The following is a 14,702-nucleotide window of genomic DNA, read 5'->3' as shown; positions in this document are numbered from 1 at the left end:
GGAGGTGCTGATCGCCCACGACGACGTGATGGTCGAGTCCGGCGATCACGTCATCCTGTTCGTGATCGACAAGCGCCGCCTGCGTGACGTCGAACGGCTGTTCCAGGTCGGGCTGACGTTCTTCTGATGATCAGCCTGGACATGGAACCCAACGCAAGGAGCGCCGCACGATGAGCCTGCGCATGATCCTGCGCATCCTGGGCCTGCTGCTGATGCTGTTCAGCCTGACCATGATGCCACCGATCGTGATTTCCATCCTGTTCGGTGATGGCCTGTGGGATGCCTACGCCATCGCCATCGCCATCACGGTGGCGACCGGCGCACTGATGTTCTTGCCCAATCGCCGCGCCCGCAAGGAGTTGCGCACACGCGACGGGTTCCTGATCGCCGCGCTGTTCTGGAGCGTGCTGGGGCTGTTCGGCTCGCTGCCCCTGATGCTCACCGGCCCCGATGCCCTGTCGATCACCGATGCGGTGTTCGAATCCTTCTCGGGGCTGACCACCACCGGTGCCACGGTGATCACCGGTATCGAATTGCTGCCGGAATCGATCCTCTACTATCGCCAGCAACTCCAGTGGCTGGGCGGCATGGGGATCGTGGTATTGGCGGTGGCGATTCTGCCGACGCTGGGCGTCGGCGGCATGGCCCTCTACCGTACCGAGATTCCGGGGCCGCTGAAGGACTCCAAGCTGACCCCACGGATCACCGAGACCGCCAAGGCGCTGTGGTACATCTACGCCTCGCTCACCCTGACCTGCTTCGCCGCCTACTGGGCGGCGGGAATGAACTGGTTCGACGCCCTGGGACACAGTTTCTCGACTGTGGCCATCGGTGGGTTCTCCACCTACGACGCCAGTATCGGTCATTTCGACAGTGCGCTGATCGAGCTGATCTGCGTGTTCTTCCTGATCGTCTCGGCAATGAGTTTCAGCCTGCACTTCCTGGCCTGGCGCGAGAAGCGCCTGACCCACTACCTCCAGGATCCCGAGGCGCGTTTCCTGCTGATCTTCCTGGCGAGCCTGGTGGTAGTGACGGTGGTCACGCTATGGCTCACCGACACCTACGACACCCAACGCGGGTTGCGCCACGGCATCTTCCAGGTAGTGTCGGTGGCCACCACCGCGGGGTTCGGGGTCGCCGACTTTTCCGCCTGGCCAGGCGCCCTGCCGTTCCTGCTGTTCGTGGCGGCGTTCGTCGGTGGCTGTTCAGGTTCGACCGGTGGCGGCATGAAGGTGATCCGCATCATCCTGATCCTCAAGCAGGGCATGCGCGAAGTGATGCGCCTGATCCACCCCAACGCGGTGATCGCGGTGAAGGTCGGCAAGGTCAGCGTACCGGATGGCATCGCCCAGGCGGTATGGGGCTTCTTCTCGGTCTACGTGATGCTTTTCTTCCTGATGCTGGTGGGCGTGATGGCCACCGGCATCGATCAGGTCACCGCCTGGTCCACCGTGGCTTCATCGCTGAACAATCTCGGCCCGGCATTGGGCGAGGCCTCGGCCAACTATGGCCAGCTTCCGGTACTCGCCAAATGGATCCTGGTGATGGCGATGCTGCTCGGGCGTCTGGAGATCTTCACCGTGCTGGTGCTGTTCACACCGGCTTTCTGGCGACGTTGAGCCTGACCCGTGACGCCGCGAACCGCGGCGTTTGGCCGGCCGGGCCGCTTGATGGATAATCGACCCACCACTTTTTCTGACCGAGCCTACATGACCGACCCTCAGGACACCGTCCCCACCGCCGACCAGACGCCCGCCATCACCGGCCCGCAGCGTGTCATTCAGGTGGGCGAGACCCGCTATACCTTGCTCGGTACGGCCCATGTGTCCTCCGAGAGCGCCAACGACGTGCGCACGCTGATTCGCTCCGGCGACTTCGATGCCGTGGCCATCGAGCTGTGCGATTCCCGCCACCAGAGCCTCGACAACCCCGACGCACTGGCCAACCAGGATCTCTTCGAGATCTTCCGCCAGGGCAAGGCCGGCATGGTGGCGGCGAGCCTGGCGCTCGGCGCCTTCCAGCAGCGCCTGGCCGAACAGTCGGGGATCGAGCCCGGCGCCGAGATGCGTGCCGCGTTGCAGGAGTCGCGCAAGGCCGAATTGCCGCTGATACTGATCGACCGCGACGTGGGCGTCACGCTGAAGCGCATCTACCACAACGTGCCGTGGTGGCAGCGCTTCAACCTGTTCTCGGGGCTGCTCGGTAGCGTGCTGTCGCGCCAGGATGTCTCGGCCGAGGAAATCGAACGGCTCAAGGAGGGCGACGTGCTGGAAGCCACCTTCAGCGAGTTCGCCGCCGAGTCGCAATCACTGTATGTCCCGTTGATCACCGAGCGCGACCGCTACATGGTGCTGCGCTTGGCCGAAGACGCTCCTCCCGGGCGCTTTCGCAACGTGCTGGTAGTGATCGGCGCCGGCCATATGAAGGGCATGGCCGAGGACCTGGAAGGCCCGACACCGGCGGCGCCGACCCCAGAGCGCGAAGCACTGGAGCGCACCCCGCCGCCCTCGAAGCTGTGGAAGGCACTGCCGTGGCTGATCACCGGCCTGGTGCTGACCGGCTTCGCCATCGGTTTCTCACGCAATACCGACCTTGGCTGGCAACTGGTCGGCGAGTGGTTCCTGATCAATGGCGTGCTCTCCGGGCTTGCCACCTTGATAGCCTGGGCGCATCCGCTCACCGTGGTGGCGACCATGTTCGCCGCCCCCCTGACCTCGCTGAACCCCACCATCGGTGCCGGTTTCGTCGCCGCCGGCGTCGAGCTCTACCTGCGCAAGCCCAAGGTGCGCGACTTCTCGACCCTGCGCCACGATGTCACCTCGCTGAAGGGCTGGTGGCACAACCGCGTCTCGCGCACGCTGCTGGTGTTCATCATGGCCACGCTCGGCTCCGCCGCCGGCACCTGGATCGCCGGTTTTCGCATCGCCGGGGCGCTGTTCGGCAGCGCCTGATCAGGTCAGACGGTCAAGCAGGCGTCGCATCGCCGCCGTCGGTGTCTCGAGCTTCTCGAAACGCCGGCTGGCGGCGTAGCTGACATTGAAGGCATCGAAATAATCATCGAGCACCTGGGCGGCATCGCTATCGCCCGACTGGCGCAACAGTTCGGCGGCAACTTCGGCGGTGCACAGGTGTGATGCCGAGGCCGGCTTGCGCAGCTGGTAGCGGGTCTGGCGGTCGGTGGCCAGCGGCAGCACCGGTAGCCCATCGAGATAGGGGCTCTTGCGGAAGATCCGCCGTGCTTGGCGCCAGGTGCCATCGAGCAGGATGAATACCGGGATGCGCCCGGCATGCTTGGCCTGCGATACCGCTTCGATACCCACCACACGGTCGGCGTAGTCGGGCTGGTCATCGGGAAAGATCACGAAGGGCTCGAAGCGCGAGTCGTCGAGCAGCGCCAGCAAGCGTTGGTCCGGCACTGTGCGATACCAGGTGAACACCTCGGTCTCGGCCAGCACGTCACCGACCAGCCGCCCGGTATTGGTCGGCTTGAGGTGCTCCAGGGGATGGGTCAGCAGCCATACTCGCGCCTCGCTCTCGGCACTCGCCTGGTAGGGACACAAGCAGTTGAGCTGGGGCAGGTTGCAGCCGTCGCAACGTGATACGAAGCTGCCCCGCGCCTTGAATTCGCGACGTGGCGGACGTGGATGACCGGTGGCGGGGTCGGTGGAGAGACCGGTGGCGGGGTCGGTATGAAGAGTCTCGTGATACTGCATGGTAGCTACCCGAAGAAGCGGGCCGGCATTCTACCACCGACTCGCGGGAGTCTCGCCTCCCCTTCGACCTGTCCCCCCGGCACCCCTCGTCATCTCCAACTGCTATTGCCCTCACCCCTCACTCAACAGGACCTCCGGCACCCATAGCCTACCCTCGCGTTTCCAGTGCCGGACAAGCGCCGGCACGCCCTTGCCGGCCGGCTGGCAGAGGCGCACGACACCGGGTGGTGCCAGGGCATGAGCCTCGGGGTCGACCAGCACGCAGGGGGCATCCATGGGGGCGTGGTCGAGCAGCGAGGCTGCCGGCATCACCGCAAGCGAAGTGCCCACCACCAGCAGCAGGTCGGCATCGCTGACGATGTCGCAGGCATCGACGAAATGCGGTACCGCCTCGCCGAACCACACCACATCGGGCCGCAGTTGGCTGCCCTTGTCGCACACGTCGCCAAGCGCAATGCCGCCGCGTGGCAGCGGGTAGCGCATGCGCGCATCCACCGTGGAGCGTGCCTTGAGAATCTCGCCGTGCAGATGAAGTACGTCGCGGGAACCGGCACGCTCGTGAAGGTCGTCGATATTCTGGGTGATGATGCTGACCCGAAAACCGCGCTTCTCGAGCCCAGCCAGCGCCTTGTGGGCGGCATTGGGGCGCGCGTGCCGTACCTGGTCGCGACGCTGGTCATAGAAGCGCAGTACGCGCTCGGGGTCACGCCGGAAGGCCTGGGGGGTCGCCACCGCCTCGATGGGGTGGTCGGCCCACAGGCCATCGCTGGCACGAAAGGTCTGGATGCCACTCTCGGCACTGATACCCGCTCCGGTGAGCACCACCAGGTGCGGGCGTGTCGGCTGGGCCATGACGCGGCTCCGTCTCGGGGGTTAGGGCAAGTGCCCCAGGCTCAATATGTCAGGCTGTTGTCGTCGCCGCCGGAGAAACGCTGCTTGTTGCGATAGGGATACACATCGATCACGCGGCCGTCGCGAATCGCCTGCTGCACCCCTTTCCAGTAGTCGGCGTCGAGCAGCTCCGGGTGCAGCTCATAAAACAACTTACGCAGCCGAATCTTGGCAAACAGAAAGGGGCCGAATTCCTCGGGGAAAATATCATTCGGGCCCACCGAGTACCAGGGCTCGTCGGAGAGCTCCTGCTCGGGATAGAGCGGCTCGGGAATGTGCCGGAAATTGCACTCGGTGAGGTAGCAGACCTCATCGTAATCGTAGAACACCACCCGCCCGTGGCGGGTCACTCCGAAGTTCTTCAACAGCATGTCGCCGGGAAAGATGTTGGCCGCCGCCATCTGCTTGATGGCATTGCCATACTCCTTGAGCACCGCGCGCATCTCGGTCTCGTCGCACTGTTCGATATACATGTTGAGCGGGGTCATCATGCGCTCGGTGTAGCAATGCTCGATGATCACCTTGTCACCCTTCAGATAGACCGTGGAAGGCGCCACTTCCAGCAGGTGCGCCAGGCACTCGGGGTCGAAATGGTCCTTGCGGGCAATGAAGTGCGAGAACTCCTGGGTGTCGGCCATGCGCCCCACCCGGTCGTGGCGCTTGACCATGCGGTACTTGTCGCGCACGTTCTCGTGGCTCATCTCCTTGGTGGGGTCGAAGCGATCCTTGATGATCTTGAACACGGTACGAAACGACGGCAGCACGAACACCGCCATGACCATCCCACGGACACCGGGGGCGATGATGAACTGATCCTCGCGTCGCGCCACCTGGCGATTCAGCGCGCGAAAGAACTCGGTCTTGCCGTGCTTGAAGAAGCCGATGGCGGCATACAGCTCGCCTTCCGGCTTGCCAGGCATCAGCTCCTTCAAGTATTCCACGAACTCACCGGGCACCTGCACCTTGACCTGGAAGTAGGCCCGGGTGAAGGAGAAGATGATCGACACCTCGTCGGGTTCGATCAGTACCGTGTCCAGGTGCAGCCCCACGCCCTCTTCGTGCAACACCGGCAATACCAGCGGCACCTGTTCGCCACCGCCCTTGATGCGCCCGACCAGGTAGGCGCCCTTGTTGCGGTAGAACACGCTCTTGATCAGCTCGATCTCGGCATCTTCGGCCTCGAGGATCGCCTGCGGCAGGTGCCCACTCAGAAACTCGCCGGCCAGGCGTGTGTCGCCTTCCATGTCGACGAACGGAGTCTCGAAGGGCGCCTCGACCAGTGCCCATTGGGTGGCGGCCTCCCAGTCTCCCCCTACGCGGATACGCCGGCACAACTCGAGGCCCGAGTGGTGCGCCGCCTTCACGCGTGAGCTGTAGACGAACATCCAGTCGTTGCGGATGTGCCGGTGATGGAAGATGGAGCAGAACATCGAGTTGAAGAAGGTCTCGGCCAACTCGTAGTCCAGACGCTGATTGATCGTTTCCGCATAGTAGTTCTTTGCCTCCCGCCAGCACTCGCAGTGCGTCAACTCGTCGGCAGGGAAGGTGCGCCGCAGACGCTCCAGGGTGTCCTGCACCTTCTCCTCGTAGAGATTGATCCGCTCCGCCGAGGCCTGCTGGGCATCGCGCCACGCCGCATCCCTGAAGCGCCGGCTGGCATCCGCGGTGATCTGCTTGAAACGCGAACGGTACTCGTCGAAGCCATGCAAGATGGTGGCAGCGATCCGGTAGGCGGGCGAGTGTTTCATGGGGCTGACTCCTGTCGGCGAGCACCCCCAGCATCGCCAATTTCACTGCGCGTGGCGAGCCGACAAAGGTGGGGCTCGCAGTAGTCGAATGACGGGCGGGCAGCATGTCCGGCTTCTACATCATGTAGCGGTGAATCTGCCAGCCCAACAGGCCGGGCCTGATCAGAAACGGTGTCGCATTGGCCAGCCGGGGGCCATTCGGGCTCCCGGTCAATTGGACACGGATGACCCGAAAGACCCCGGAATGAGCCACCACCAGTGGCATCTCCTCGCTTGCCAGCACGCCGTTGAGCGCAGCCAGCACGCGGGCCTGGAAATCCGCCCAGCTCTCGCCCCCGGGCGGTGTGGCCTCGTAGGAAGGCTGCCGCGCAAGCGGTAGTTGGTCCAGCCGCCCCCAGTCACGCTCGTCGAGACCGTCCAGCCGCACCGCCTGCTGGCCAGGCACCGCCAGTTCGGCGGTGCGCCAGGCGCGCTGCAGCGTGCTGGTCACGACCCGGCTCCAGGGGCGGTCGAGCCACCCAGCGGCCTGCCGCGCCTGGGCCTCGCCCAGCGCAGTCAGCGGCACGTCACTGCGTCCACAAATGCGCTGCTCGCGGTTGAGGCGCGTCTCACCGTGGCGAATGAAGACGAACGGCCTAGCCAACAGCATCGCTGCCCTCTTCGGACAGGGCCAACGATCTGGGTCTCTTCAGCGACTCGCTCACGTCACGCACCTCAGCGGTAAACAGGGGAGTCGCGCGCGCGGCTCGCAATCGGTTAACCATTGTACGCATATGCGCAAGCCGCAGGTGGACGTTCCAGCGCTGCCAGTCGACTTCACCCGCCGTTCGCTGGCGCTGTCGCCGGGGCGTGAGATAGCCCGTATGCAGCAGCCGGTGCTCCGGCCAGTCCTCGGGGTCGTCGTCGCGGTCCTCCACCAGCCAGAGCATGGGGGAATCCGCACGGGAAGCGTCGAGCAGCCGGCGGATGGCCGCGTCGTGACCTCCCCGGCGCAGCGAACGTGGCAGCGTCAACAACGCCTCGAGGCTCTCACGACAGGCGTCGTCCAGGTTCCAGGTCACACCCAGCCACTCGGTCTGTTCATCGAGCCATAGCGCCATTTCCAGTGCCCGTCCCGATACCGGAACCGGCAGCACCCGGGGCTCGGTCAAACGCTGCGCGATGGTCTCGCGACATTGAACCTGGGGCGTGTCGTAGAGCCCATAGGAGGCATCCAGCAGGGCGACTCGCGCCGGCGGCGGGTCGTCGAAGGGGAAGAGCAACGATTCCAGGCAGGCATCGCCACTGTAGAACACCCCGCCATCGACGCCAAGATGCATCCATATGCCACCAAGAGAGTGTCCGGCCTGACCGGTGGTCACCGGGATGCCCCGGATTCGGCACTGACCTCGCGCGGGCAACGCTCGCCACTCACGTCCTCTCGGCAGTGACATCGCCACTTCAGCGGTGCAATAGAGGGGCAGCTCGGCGGGCAGTGCCGACACACCGCCGATATGATCGATGTGGTCGTGGCTGATCAGCACGGCGTCGACGTCCAGCCCATCGGACCAGGCCATCGACTGGCCCGGATGCAGGGCGCCACCGGCATCGAGCAGCAGACGCCTGCCTTCTGCCTCGACCAGGATGGCGGCGGGCGCCTTGTCACCCAACCCGCTGAGCACCTCGATGCGCACGCTCATGCCTCGGGCTCCAGGCACCAGCCCTCGCGCAGAATCACCCCCACCTGGCGCCCTTCGCTAAGCGCCGCGTGGTGATAGGCCAGGAGCGCTTCACCGCTTTCGAGGCGTAGGTGCAGCTCATAGCGCTCGCCGCGGAAGGTCACGCCTTCCACTTGCGCTCGCAAGGCCTGTGCGGACGGAGCGTCGGGAAGCACCCTCACGTGCTCCGGGCGTACCAGCACCGGTTGCGTGCGCTCAGTGACAGCCGCGGCGATACCGCTCATCAACGCGGCCTCCTCCAGGCGTTTGCCCGGCCAACCCGCGGTAACGTTCAACAGGGAACCCTGGCCGATGAAGCTGGCCACCCAGGCGGTACGCGGCTGCCGATAAAGCGTTTCCGGCGTGGCCCACTGCTCCAGCCGGCCATCACGCATCACGGCGATACGATCCGCCAGCGCCATGGCCTCGCTCTGGTCGTGGGTGACATAGACCAGGGTAGACCGGGTGCGGCGATGGAAGTCGCGAAAGCTGTGCTCCATGGCCGCGCGCAGGTGGCGGTCTAGGTTGGCCAGTGGCTCGTCGAGCAGCACGACGTCAGGATCGGTGACCAGGCAGCGCGCCAGCGCCACACGCTGCCGCTGGCCGCCGCTGAGCTCCTGCGGGGATCGCTCGGCGTAGGGCGCCAGCGCCACCATGGCCAGCGCCTTCGCTACCTGGCGCTGATAGGCCTCGCCACTCAAACGGCGCAGCTTGAGCGGATAGCCGACGTTGTCGGCCACGTTCATATGCGGCCACAGGGCGTAAGACTGGAACACCATGGCCATGTTGCGCTGCTCAGGCGGCACGTGTTGCTCCCGGCTGGCCAGGGTGCGCCCGCCCAGGCGGATCTCGCCCTGACTGAGAGGTTCGAAGCCAGCCAGCATGCGCAGCATGGTGGTCTTGCCGCACCCACTGGGGCCTAGAAGAGCGACGAATTCGCCAGGTTCGATATCCAGGGAGAGCGCATCGACGGCAGTCTGGTCGCCGAAATGCTTGGTCACACCAGCGATCTTCAGCCCTGCCATGGCACGACTCCTCTGGGCAGGCGCGGCGCCAGGAGGCTCAGGCAGAGCATCAACGCGGCGACCATCGCCACCACCAGCACGGAGAGCGCGGAGGCCAGCACGCTCTCACCCCCCTCGTCCAGGTTGAAGATCAGCACGCCCAGGGTCTCGTTGCCCGCGCTCCACAGCAGCGCCGAAACGGTCAGCTCGTTCACCGCGAGCAGGAACACCAGTAGCCCACCGGCGAACAGCGCCGGGGCCACCAAAGGCAGCACGATACCGCTCAGGCGCCGCCAGGGACCGGCGCCGGCGAGCTGGGCGGCCTCCTCCAACGAAGGGTCGAGCTGGGCGAGGCCGGCGGCCACCGGCTTGAGACATACCACCAGAAAGCGTGCCAGATAGGCGACGAAGATCAGCCCCAGGGTGCCGTAGAGCGCCACGTTCACCACTGGAATGGGGCGCACGAACAGCAGGATACAGGCCACCGCCAGCACCACGCCCGGCAGCGCATAGGGCAGCTCGATGGCGCTCAGCGCCAGGCCCTGCCAGCGCCGGGGCAAACGCTGCAGGCGGTAGGCCAGCGGCACACTGCACAGCATCAGCACCACCGCGGCACTGCCCGCCAGCCACAGGCTGTTGCGTACCGCGCGCCAGGTCGCTCCCTGGCGTCCGATCACCTCGTGATAGGCATTCAGGGTGACGGTTTCCCAGGTCAGTGGCACGCCCATGGCGGGCACCAGGGAGCTCACCACCAGTGCCGCCAGGGGCGCGACCAGAATCACCAGCAATATTGCCACCAGCAGCGCGGTCACGCCGCCACGCCAGCGTCCCAGCGAGAAGTCGTGGGCACGGCCACCGTGCCCCACCAGGCCAAAGCGGCTGCGCTTCATCCACGCTTGCTGCAGCGCCACCCCGGCCAGCGCCAACACACCGATCAGCAGCGAGAGCGAAGCCATCTCGGCCAGCACGCCGGTGCCAAAACTCGCCATGCGCTGATAGATCAGGGTCGGCAGCACGTAATAGCCCGCGGGGATACCCAGCATGGCGGGAATGCCGAAGTTGCCCAGGCTCGAGATGAACGCCATGGCACCACCCGCGATCAGGCCGCTGCGGGTCACCGGCAGGATGATCTGCCCCCACACCTGGGCCTGGCGTGCGCCGCTGATACGCGCCGCCTCGACCAACTCGCGGGGCAACGAAAGCAGCGAGGTACGCAGGGCCAGAAACACCAGCGGCGCACTCTGGATCCCCAGCAGCAGCGCGATGCCCTCGGCCGAGTAGAGCGGCTGCGGGCTGCCCAGCGGCGGCGCCATGCCGATGCTCTTCAACAGCGGACTGGCGGGGCCGAAGAGCTGCAGCCAGCTCAGCGCGGTGACCTGGGGCGGAATCATCATCGGCAACATGAAGCAGAACACCAACCAGGCCTTGCCGCGAATATCGGTGAGGGTGATCACAAAGGCGAACAGGCAGCCCAGCACCAGCGCGATCAGCATGCCCAGCCCAGAGGTATAGAGGCTGCGCCACAGCGCGCGCCAGGTGCTCTCGGCCTGAAGCACTCGCCACAGTGGCGACTCGCTACCCTGGGACAGATCGCCCAGCGCCTCCATCAGCAAGCGCAGGCTGGGAACGAGGCTGAGCGCCACAATGACGAGCATCAGCAGGGTGAGCAGCCAGCGGTGCTGGCTGCCGCCGGTGAGGGCCGGTGTCATGATCAGCTGCCGAACAGGTCGCTGAACCGCTGCTTGAGTTCGGCCTCCTTGGCCAGGGCGCTTTCAGTATCCAGCGGCATCAGCGCGATGCTGTCACGGGAGGGGAAACCTTCGGGCGGAGCGACCTCGGGGTGAGCCGGGAGATAACCCTGCTCGCTCACCAACGCCTGCCCTTCCCGGGAGAGCACGAAATCGACGAAGGTCTGTGCCGCCTCGAGGTTGTCCGCCCCCTGCATGATGGCCACCGGTTCGGTGACCGCACTCACGCCCTCTTCAGGAAACACGAACTCCACCGGCGAACCCTTGGCCGCCTCACGAATCGGCAGGAAGTCCACCACGATACCGTAGGGCTTGCTGCCCGCAGCCACGGCATTGAACACGCCGCCGTTGCCGCCCTGGGCCTCGACGCGGTTGGCGTGCAGGGCATCGTAATACTCCTCACCGAGCTCGGGGTGAGCCTCGACCGCCGCCATATGGATCAGTGCGGCGCCGGAGTAGAGCGGACTCGGCATGGTCACCAGCCCTTCGTACTCCGGCTGGGTAAGCGCCTGCCAGCTCTGCGGCTGGTGCTCGGCCCCGGTGTGGTAGACGATGCCCGTGGTGATCAGCTTAGTGCCGTAGTAATAGCCTTCCGGGTCATACAGCTCGGCGTCGTAGGCGTCGCGCTCTGGGCTCAGGTAGGGCTGCAGGTGCCCTTCCTGCTTGAGCGACTCCATGGTCATGCTGTCGGCAATCAGCAGCACGTCGGGGTTACTGACATCGGCGCTCAATTCGGAACGAAGACGGGTCATCAAGCGAGTGGTGCCGTCGCGTACCCACTCCACCTCGATCTCCGGGTAGGCCGCCTGAAAGGCGTCGACGGTCTGCTGGGCATCGCCTGCGGGCTGACTGGTGTAGAGCACCAGTTTCTCGTTGCCGAGCGCCGGAAGGGCCAGGCCAGCGAGGGCTACGGACACGGACAGGGTGGTGACCACGGGGTGCTTCAACATGAGAAAACCTCCGATGAGTGAGCCGCAACGACATTACTGTCGTTGGCTTACAGCTCGGTGACAGTAAGCTTTCATTCGGAAGTCACGTATTCATCTTGGCGCTGTCGCCACCGTCACCCCATCTTCATCCCATCGACACACATCTGACCCGAAACCGTCACGCGCGACCACCAAGATGACGCCTGTCCTTACATTCCCCTTCAGCAGGTGAACTCGATGCGACTCAAGACCACGGCACTCCAGCACCAGCCCCGCACCACCCTACCCCGTACCTTGATCACCACTGCGCTTGCCGGCGCCTTTGCCTTCTCCACTTTCCAGGCCAGCGCCGATCTTTCCTCGCGCTACAGCGATGCCGATGGCGACATGATCGCCGATGTGCCGGCCGACGCGTCGCAGTGGGCCGACCCGGATACCTTGGTGTTCGCCTACACTCCGGTGGAAGACCCCGCCGTGTATGCCGAGGTATGGGCCGATTTCCTCGAGCACATGGAGGAAGTGACCGGCAAGCCGGTGCAGTTCTTCCCGGTGCAATCCAACGCTGCCCAGCAGGAAGCGATTCGCGCCGGCCGCCTGCATGTGGCGGGCTTCAACACCGGTGGCGTGCCCGTGGCGGTGAATTGCGGCGGTTTCCGTCCCTTCACCATCATGGCCGCCGAAGATGGCAGTTTTGGCTACGAGATGGAGATCATCACCCACCCGGGCAGTGGCATCGAATCCGTCGAGGACATCGCCGGTCGCCAACTGGCCTTTACCTCACCCACCTCGAATTCCGGTTTCCGCGCGCCCTCGGCTCTGCTGAGAAGCGAATATGGCATGGAAGCCGACGAGGACTTCGAGACCGCCTTCTCCGGCTCCCATGACAACTCGATCCTCGGCGTGATCAACGAGGATTACGAGGCGGCCGCCATCGCCAACTCGGTGGGCAATCGCATGCTGGCGCGCGGGGTGATCGAGGAAGGGGACTACGAGGTCATCTACACCTCGGCCACCTTCCCCACCACCGCCTACGGCACGGCTCACAACCTGGACCCGGAGCTCGCCGAGAAGATCCAGGACGCCTTCTTCAGCTACGACTGGGAAGGCACGGCACTCGAGGCCGAGTTCAGCAACTCCGGTGAAGCGCAGTTCATCCCGATCACCTATGAGGAACATTGGGATGTGATTCGCACCATCGCCGACGCCAACGGCGTGACCTACGACTGCGACTGATGGGGAGAGCCCTCGTGCTGAACTCAGGAGAGCCCACATGCTGACCCTGTCAGGCGTCTGCAAGCGTTACCCCACCGGGGACCGGGCGCTGACCGACATCGAACTCAGCCTGCCACGTGGCCAGGTGATGGCGCTGATCGGCCCCTCAGGGGCCGGTAAAAGCACCCTGATCCGCTGCGTCAATCGCCTGGTGGAGCCCACCTCCGGCAGCATCCGCCTGGATGACACCGAGCTGACCAGGCTGACTGGCCGCAAGCTGCGCCAGGCACGCCGGGCGATGGGCATGATCTTTCAGGAATACGCCCTGGTGGATCGTCTCAGCGTGATGGAGAACGTGCTATCGGGTCGGCTCGGCTATGTGGGGTTCTGGCGCAGCTTCATGAGGCGCTACCCCGAGGATGCGGTCGTCGAGGCCTTTCGCCTGCTCGAGCGCGTGGGCCTGGCGCATGCGCTGGACAAGCGCGCCGATGCCCTCTCCGGTGGCCAGCGCCAGCGGGTCGGGATTGCCCGTGCGCTGCTGCAAAGCCCAAGGTTGCTGCTGATCGACGAACCCACCGCAAGCCTTGACCCCAAGACCTCGCGACAGATCATGCGGTTGATTCGCGAGCTGTGCGCCGAACGCGAACTGGGGGCCATCATCAATATCCATGACGTGGCGCTGGCCAGGCAGTTTGCCGACCGCATCGTCGGCCTGCGTGGAGGCAAGATCGTCTTCGATGGAACGCCCGCGGCACTTTCCACGGATATCCTCACGACCATCTATGGCGAGGAGGACTGGAGCACCGACGCCAACGACGATCAACAGGCGGACGCGCAGCGGAAGGCGGATGACACCGGGCAAGCCAGCGGCCCGACCGAGCCAAGCGTCGCGACTGATGCACCAAGGCCGGCACCCCGGCTGGCGGCGGGAGCCAGCCGATGAACCGCCAGACCCTTGCCGCACAGGGACACTGGCGCCGTCCGGCCTTCATTGCCAAACCTTGGCTGCGCTGGGCGCTGGTGCTTGGAGCCGTGGCCTATCTCGCCGTGGCCATCGGCACCATCGAGGTCAACTGGGCACGCGTCGCCGAGGGCATGACCCGTGGCCTGAATTTCGTTGCCGCCTTCGCCCAGCCCGATTTTCTCAGTCGGCGTGGCGACATCATCGATGGCCTGCTGGAAAGCCTGACCATGACGCTGACCTCGACAGTGATCGGCGTGGCTCTGGCGATTCCGGTGGGGCTTGGCGCGGCGCGCAACATCGCGCCCTGGCCGATCTATCTGCTGTGTCGCAGCATCATCACCGTATCGCGGACGTTCCAGGAGATCATCATCGCCATCCTGTTCGTGGTGATGTTCGGCTTCGGCCCGCTGGCCGGAATGATCACCCTGGCCTTCGCCACGGTGGGTTTCATGGCGAAGCTTCTGGCCGAGGATATCGAGGATCTGGACTGGCGGCAGGTGGAAGCGGTGCGTGCCACCGGGGCAAGCTGGTGGCAAACCATGAACCATGCCGTGCAACCTCAGGTGATGCCACGCCTGATCGGACTCTCCATGTATCGCCTGGATATCAATTTCCGCGAATCAGCGGTGATCGGCATCGTCGGTGCCGGCGGCATCGGCGCCACCCTCAACACCTCCATCAGCCGCTACGAGTACGACACGTCGGCGGCCATCCTGCTGATCATCATCGCCATCGTGCTGCTCTGCGAATACGGTTCAAGCCACGTCCGGCGCTGGACGCAGTAAGCCTCGGAGAT

13 protein-coding genes are annotated in these 14,702 nt (G+C 65.0%); 5 read left to right on the top strand and 8 right to left on the bottom strand.

What is annotated here, in order from left to right:
- Positions 1-170 precede the first annotated feature (170 nt).
- Together C6V82_RS17560 and C6V82_RS17555 are read left to right on the top strand one after the other, a co-directional pair.
- A complete protein-coding gene (locus C6V82_RS17560) occupies positions 171-1,619 on the top strand; it encodes a TrkH family potassium uptake protein (protein WP_102588941.1) in 1,449 nt (482 codons plus the stop codon).
- Positions 1,620-1,709: 90 nt separating this feature from the next.
- Positions 1,710-2,951, top strand: a complete 1,242-nt coding sequence (locus C6V82_RS17555; protein WP_102588940.1) for a TraB/GumN family protein — start codon at positions 1,710-1,712, stop codon at positions 2,949-2,951.
- Here C6V82_RS17555 and C6V82_RS17550 read toward each other — a convergent pair whose 3' ends face one another.
- From C6V82_RS17550 to C6V82_RS17515, 8 genes are all read right to left on the bottom strand, one after another.
- The gene (locus tag C6V82_RS17550; protein WP_102588939.1) at positions 2,952-3,713 is read right to left on the bottom strand and encodes a tRNA-uridine aminocarboxypropyltransferase; all 762 of its coding nucleotides are present in this window, start codon (positions 3,711-3,713) and stop codon (positions 2,952-2,954) included.
- Positions 3,714-3,824: 111 nt separating this feature from the next.
- Positions 3,825-4,565 carry an SIR2 family NAD-dependent protein deacylase gene (locus tag C6V82_RS17545; protein ID WP_102588938.1) on the bottom strand — a complete coding sequence of 247 codons (741 nt, stop codon included), beginning with the start codon at positions 4,563-4,565 and terminating at the stop codon, positions 3,825-3,827.
- A 41-nt stretch (positions 4,566-4,606) separates the two neighbouring features.
- Positions 4,607-6,352, bottom strand: a complete 1,746-nt coding sequence (gene aceK / locus C6V82_RS17540; RefSeq protein WP_102588937.1) for a bifunctional isocitrate dehydrogenase kinase/phosphatase — start codon at positions 6,350-6,352, stop codon at positions 4,607-4,609.
- 115 nt (positions 6,353-6,467) lie between these two features.
- On the bottom strand, positions 6,468-7,001 hold the full coding sequence (locus C6V82_RS17535; RefSeq protein ID WP_102588936.1) for a histidine phosphatase family protein: 534 nt from the start codon (positions 6,999-7,001) through the stop codon (positions 6,468-6,470).
- A complete protein-coding gene (locus C6V82_RS17530) occupies positions 6,988-8,031 on the bottom strand; it encodes an MBL fold metallo-hydrolase (protein ID WP_102588935.1) in 1,044 nt (347 codons plus the stop codon). The genes C6V82_RS17535 and C6V82_RS17530 overlap by 14 nt, the downstream gene beginning before the upstream one ends.
- On the bottom strand, positions 8,028-9,074 hold the full coding sequence (locus C6V82_RS17525) for an ABC transporter ATP-binding protein (protein WP_102588934.1): 1,047 nt from the start codon (positions 9,072-9,074) through the stop codon (positions 8,028-8,030). Before C6V82_RS17525 ends, C6V82_RS17530 begins: the two co-directional genes overlap by 4 nt.
- A complete protein-coding gene (locus tag C6V82_RS17520) occupies positions 9,062-10,762 on the bottom strand; it encodes an ABC transporter permease (protein ID WP_102588933.1) in 1,701 nt (566 codons plus the stop codon). Before C6V82_RS17520 ends, C6V82_RS17525 begins: the two co-directional genes overlap by 13 nt.
- Before the next feature lie 2 nt (positions 10,763-10,764).
- Complete coding sequence (locus C6V82_RS17515) at positions 10,765-11,751, bottom strand: ABC transporter substrate-binding protein (protein WP_102588932.1); 987 nt, start codon at positions 11,749-11,751, stop codon at positions 10,765-10,767.
- A gap of 216 nt (positions 11,752-11,967) precedes the next feature.
- Here C6V82_RS17515 and phnD point away from each other — a divergent pair, with 216 nt between their 5' ends.
- From phnD to phnE, 3 genes are read left to right on the top strand one after another with little or no spacing between them, the layout of a single operon-like run.
- A complete protein-coding gene (gene phnD / locus C6V82_RS17510) occupies positions 11,968-12,963 on the top strand; it encodes a phosphate/phosphite/phosphonate ABC transporter substrate-binding protein (RefSeq protein WP_102588931.1) in 996 nt (331 codons plus the stop codon).
- Between the two features lie 37 nt (positions 12,964-13,000).
- Positions 13,001-13,885 (top strand): phosphonate ABC transporter ATP-binding protein, encoded by an 885-nt coding sequence (phnC, locus tag C6V82_RS17505; protein WP_102588930.1) that lies wholly within the window; start codon positions 13,001-13,003, stop codon positions 13,883-13,885.
- The gene (gene phnE / locus C6V82_RS17500; RefSeq protein ID WP_102588929.1) at positions 13,882-14,691 is read left to right on the top strand and encodes a phosphonate ABC transporter, permease protein PhnE; all 810 of its coding nucleotides are present in this window, start codon (positions 13,882-13,884) and stop codon (positions 14,689-14,691) included. Before phnC ends, phnE begins: the two co-directional genes overlap by 4 nt.
- Positions 14,692-14,702 lie beyond the last annotated feature (11 nt).

The sequence above is a fragment of the Halomonas urumqiensis genome, assembly GCF_003028575.1.
Classification (GTDB): Bacteria; Pseudomonadota; Gammaproteobacteria; order Pseudomonadales; family Halomonadaceae; genus Halomonas; species Halomonas urumqiensis.
This window is presented reverse-complemented; position numbering and strand designations above follow the sequence as displayed.

What these genes read in the sequence shown, in the direction of transcription:
- C6V82_RS17560 (WP_102588941.1), top strand. Translation starts at nt 171, where the DNA reads ATGAGCCTGCGCATGATCCTGCGCATCCTGGGCCTGCTGCTGATGCTG.
- C6V82_RS17555 (WP_102588940.1), top strand. Translation starts at nt 1,710, where the DNA reads ATGACCGACCCTCAGGACACCGTCCCCACCGCCGACCAGACGCCCGCC.
- C6V82_RS17550 (WP_102588939.1), bottom strand. Translation starts at nt 3,713, where the DNA reads ATGCAGTATCACGAGACTCTTCATACCGACCCCGCCACCGGTCTCTCC.
- C6V82_RS17545 (WP_102588938.1), bottom strand. Translation starts at nt 4,565, where the DNA reads ATGGCCCAGCCGACACGCCCGCACCTGGTGGTGCTCACCGGAGCGGGT.
- aceK (WP_102588937.1), bottom strand. Translation starts at nt 6,352, where the DNA reads ATGAAACACTCGCCCGCCTACCGGATCGCTGCCACCATCTTGCATGGC.
- C6V82_RS17535 (WP_102588936.1), bottom strand. Translation starts at nt 7,001, where the DNA reads ATGCTGTTGGCTAGGCCGTTCGTCTTCATTCGCCACGGTGAGACGCGC.
- C6V82_RS17530 (WP_102588935.1), bottom strand. Translation starts at nt 8,031, where the DNA reads ATGAGCGTGCGCATCGAGGTGCTCAGCGGGTTGGGTGACAAGGCGCCC.
- C6V82_RS17525 (WP_102588934.1), bottom strand. Translation starts at nt 9,074, where the DNA reads ATGGCAGGGCTGAAGATCGCTGGTGTGACCAAGCATTTCGGCGACCAG.
- C6V82_RS17520 (WP_102588933.1), bottom strand. Translation starts at nt 10,762, where the DNA reads ATGACACCGGCCCTCACCGGCGGCAGCCAGCACCGCTGGCTGCTCACC.
- C6V82_RS17515 (WP_102588932.1), bottom strand. Translation starts at nt 11,751, where the DNA reads ATGTTGAAGCACCCCGTGGTCACCACCCTGTCCGTGTCCGTAGCCCTC.
- phnD (WP_102588931.1), top strand. Translation starts at nt 11,968, where the DNA reads ATGCGACTCAAGACCACGGCACTCCAGCACCAGCCCCGCACCACCCTA.
- phnC (WP_102588930.1), top strand. Translation starts at nt 13,001, where the DNA reads ATGCTGACCCTGTCAGGCGTCTGCAAGCGTTACCCCACCGGGGACCGG.
- phnE (WP_102588929.1), top strand. Translation starts at nt 13,882, where the DNA reads ATGAACCGCCAGACCCTTGCCGCACAGGGACACTGGCGCCGTCCGGCC.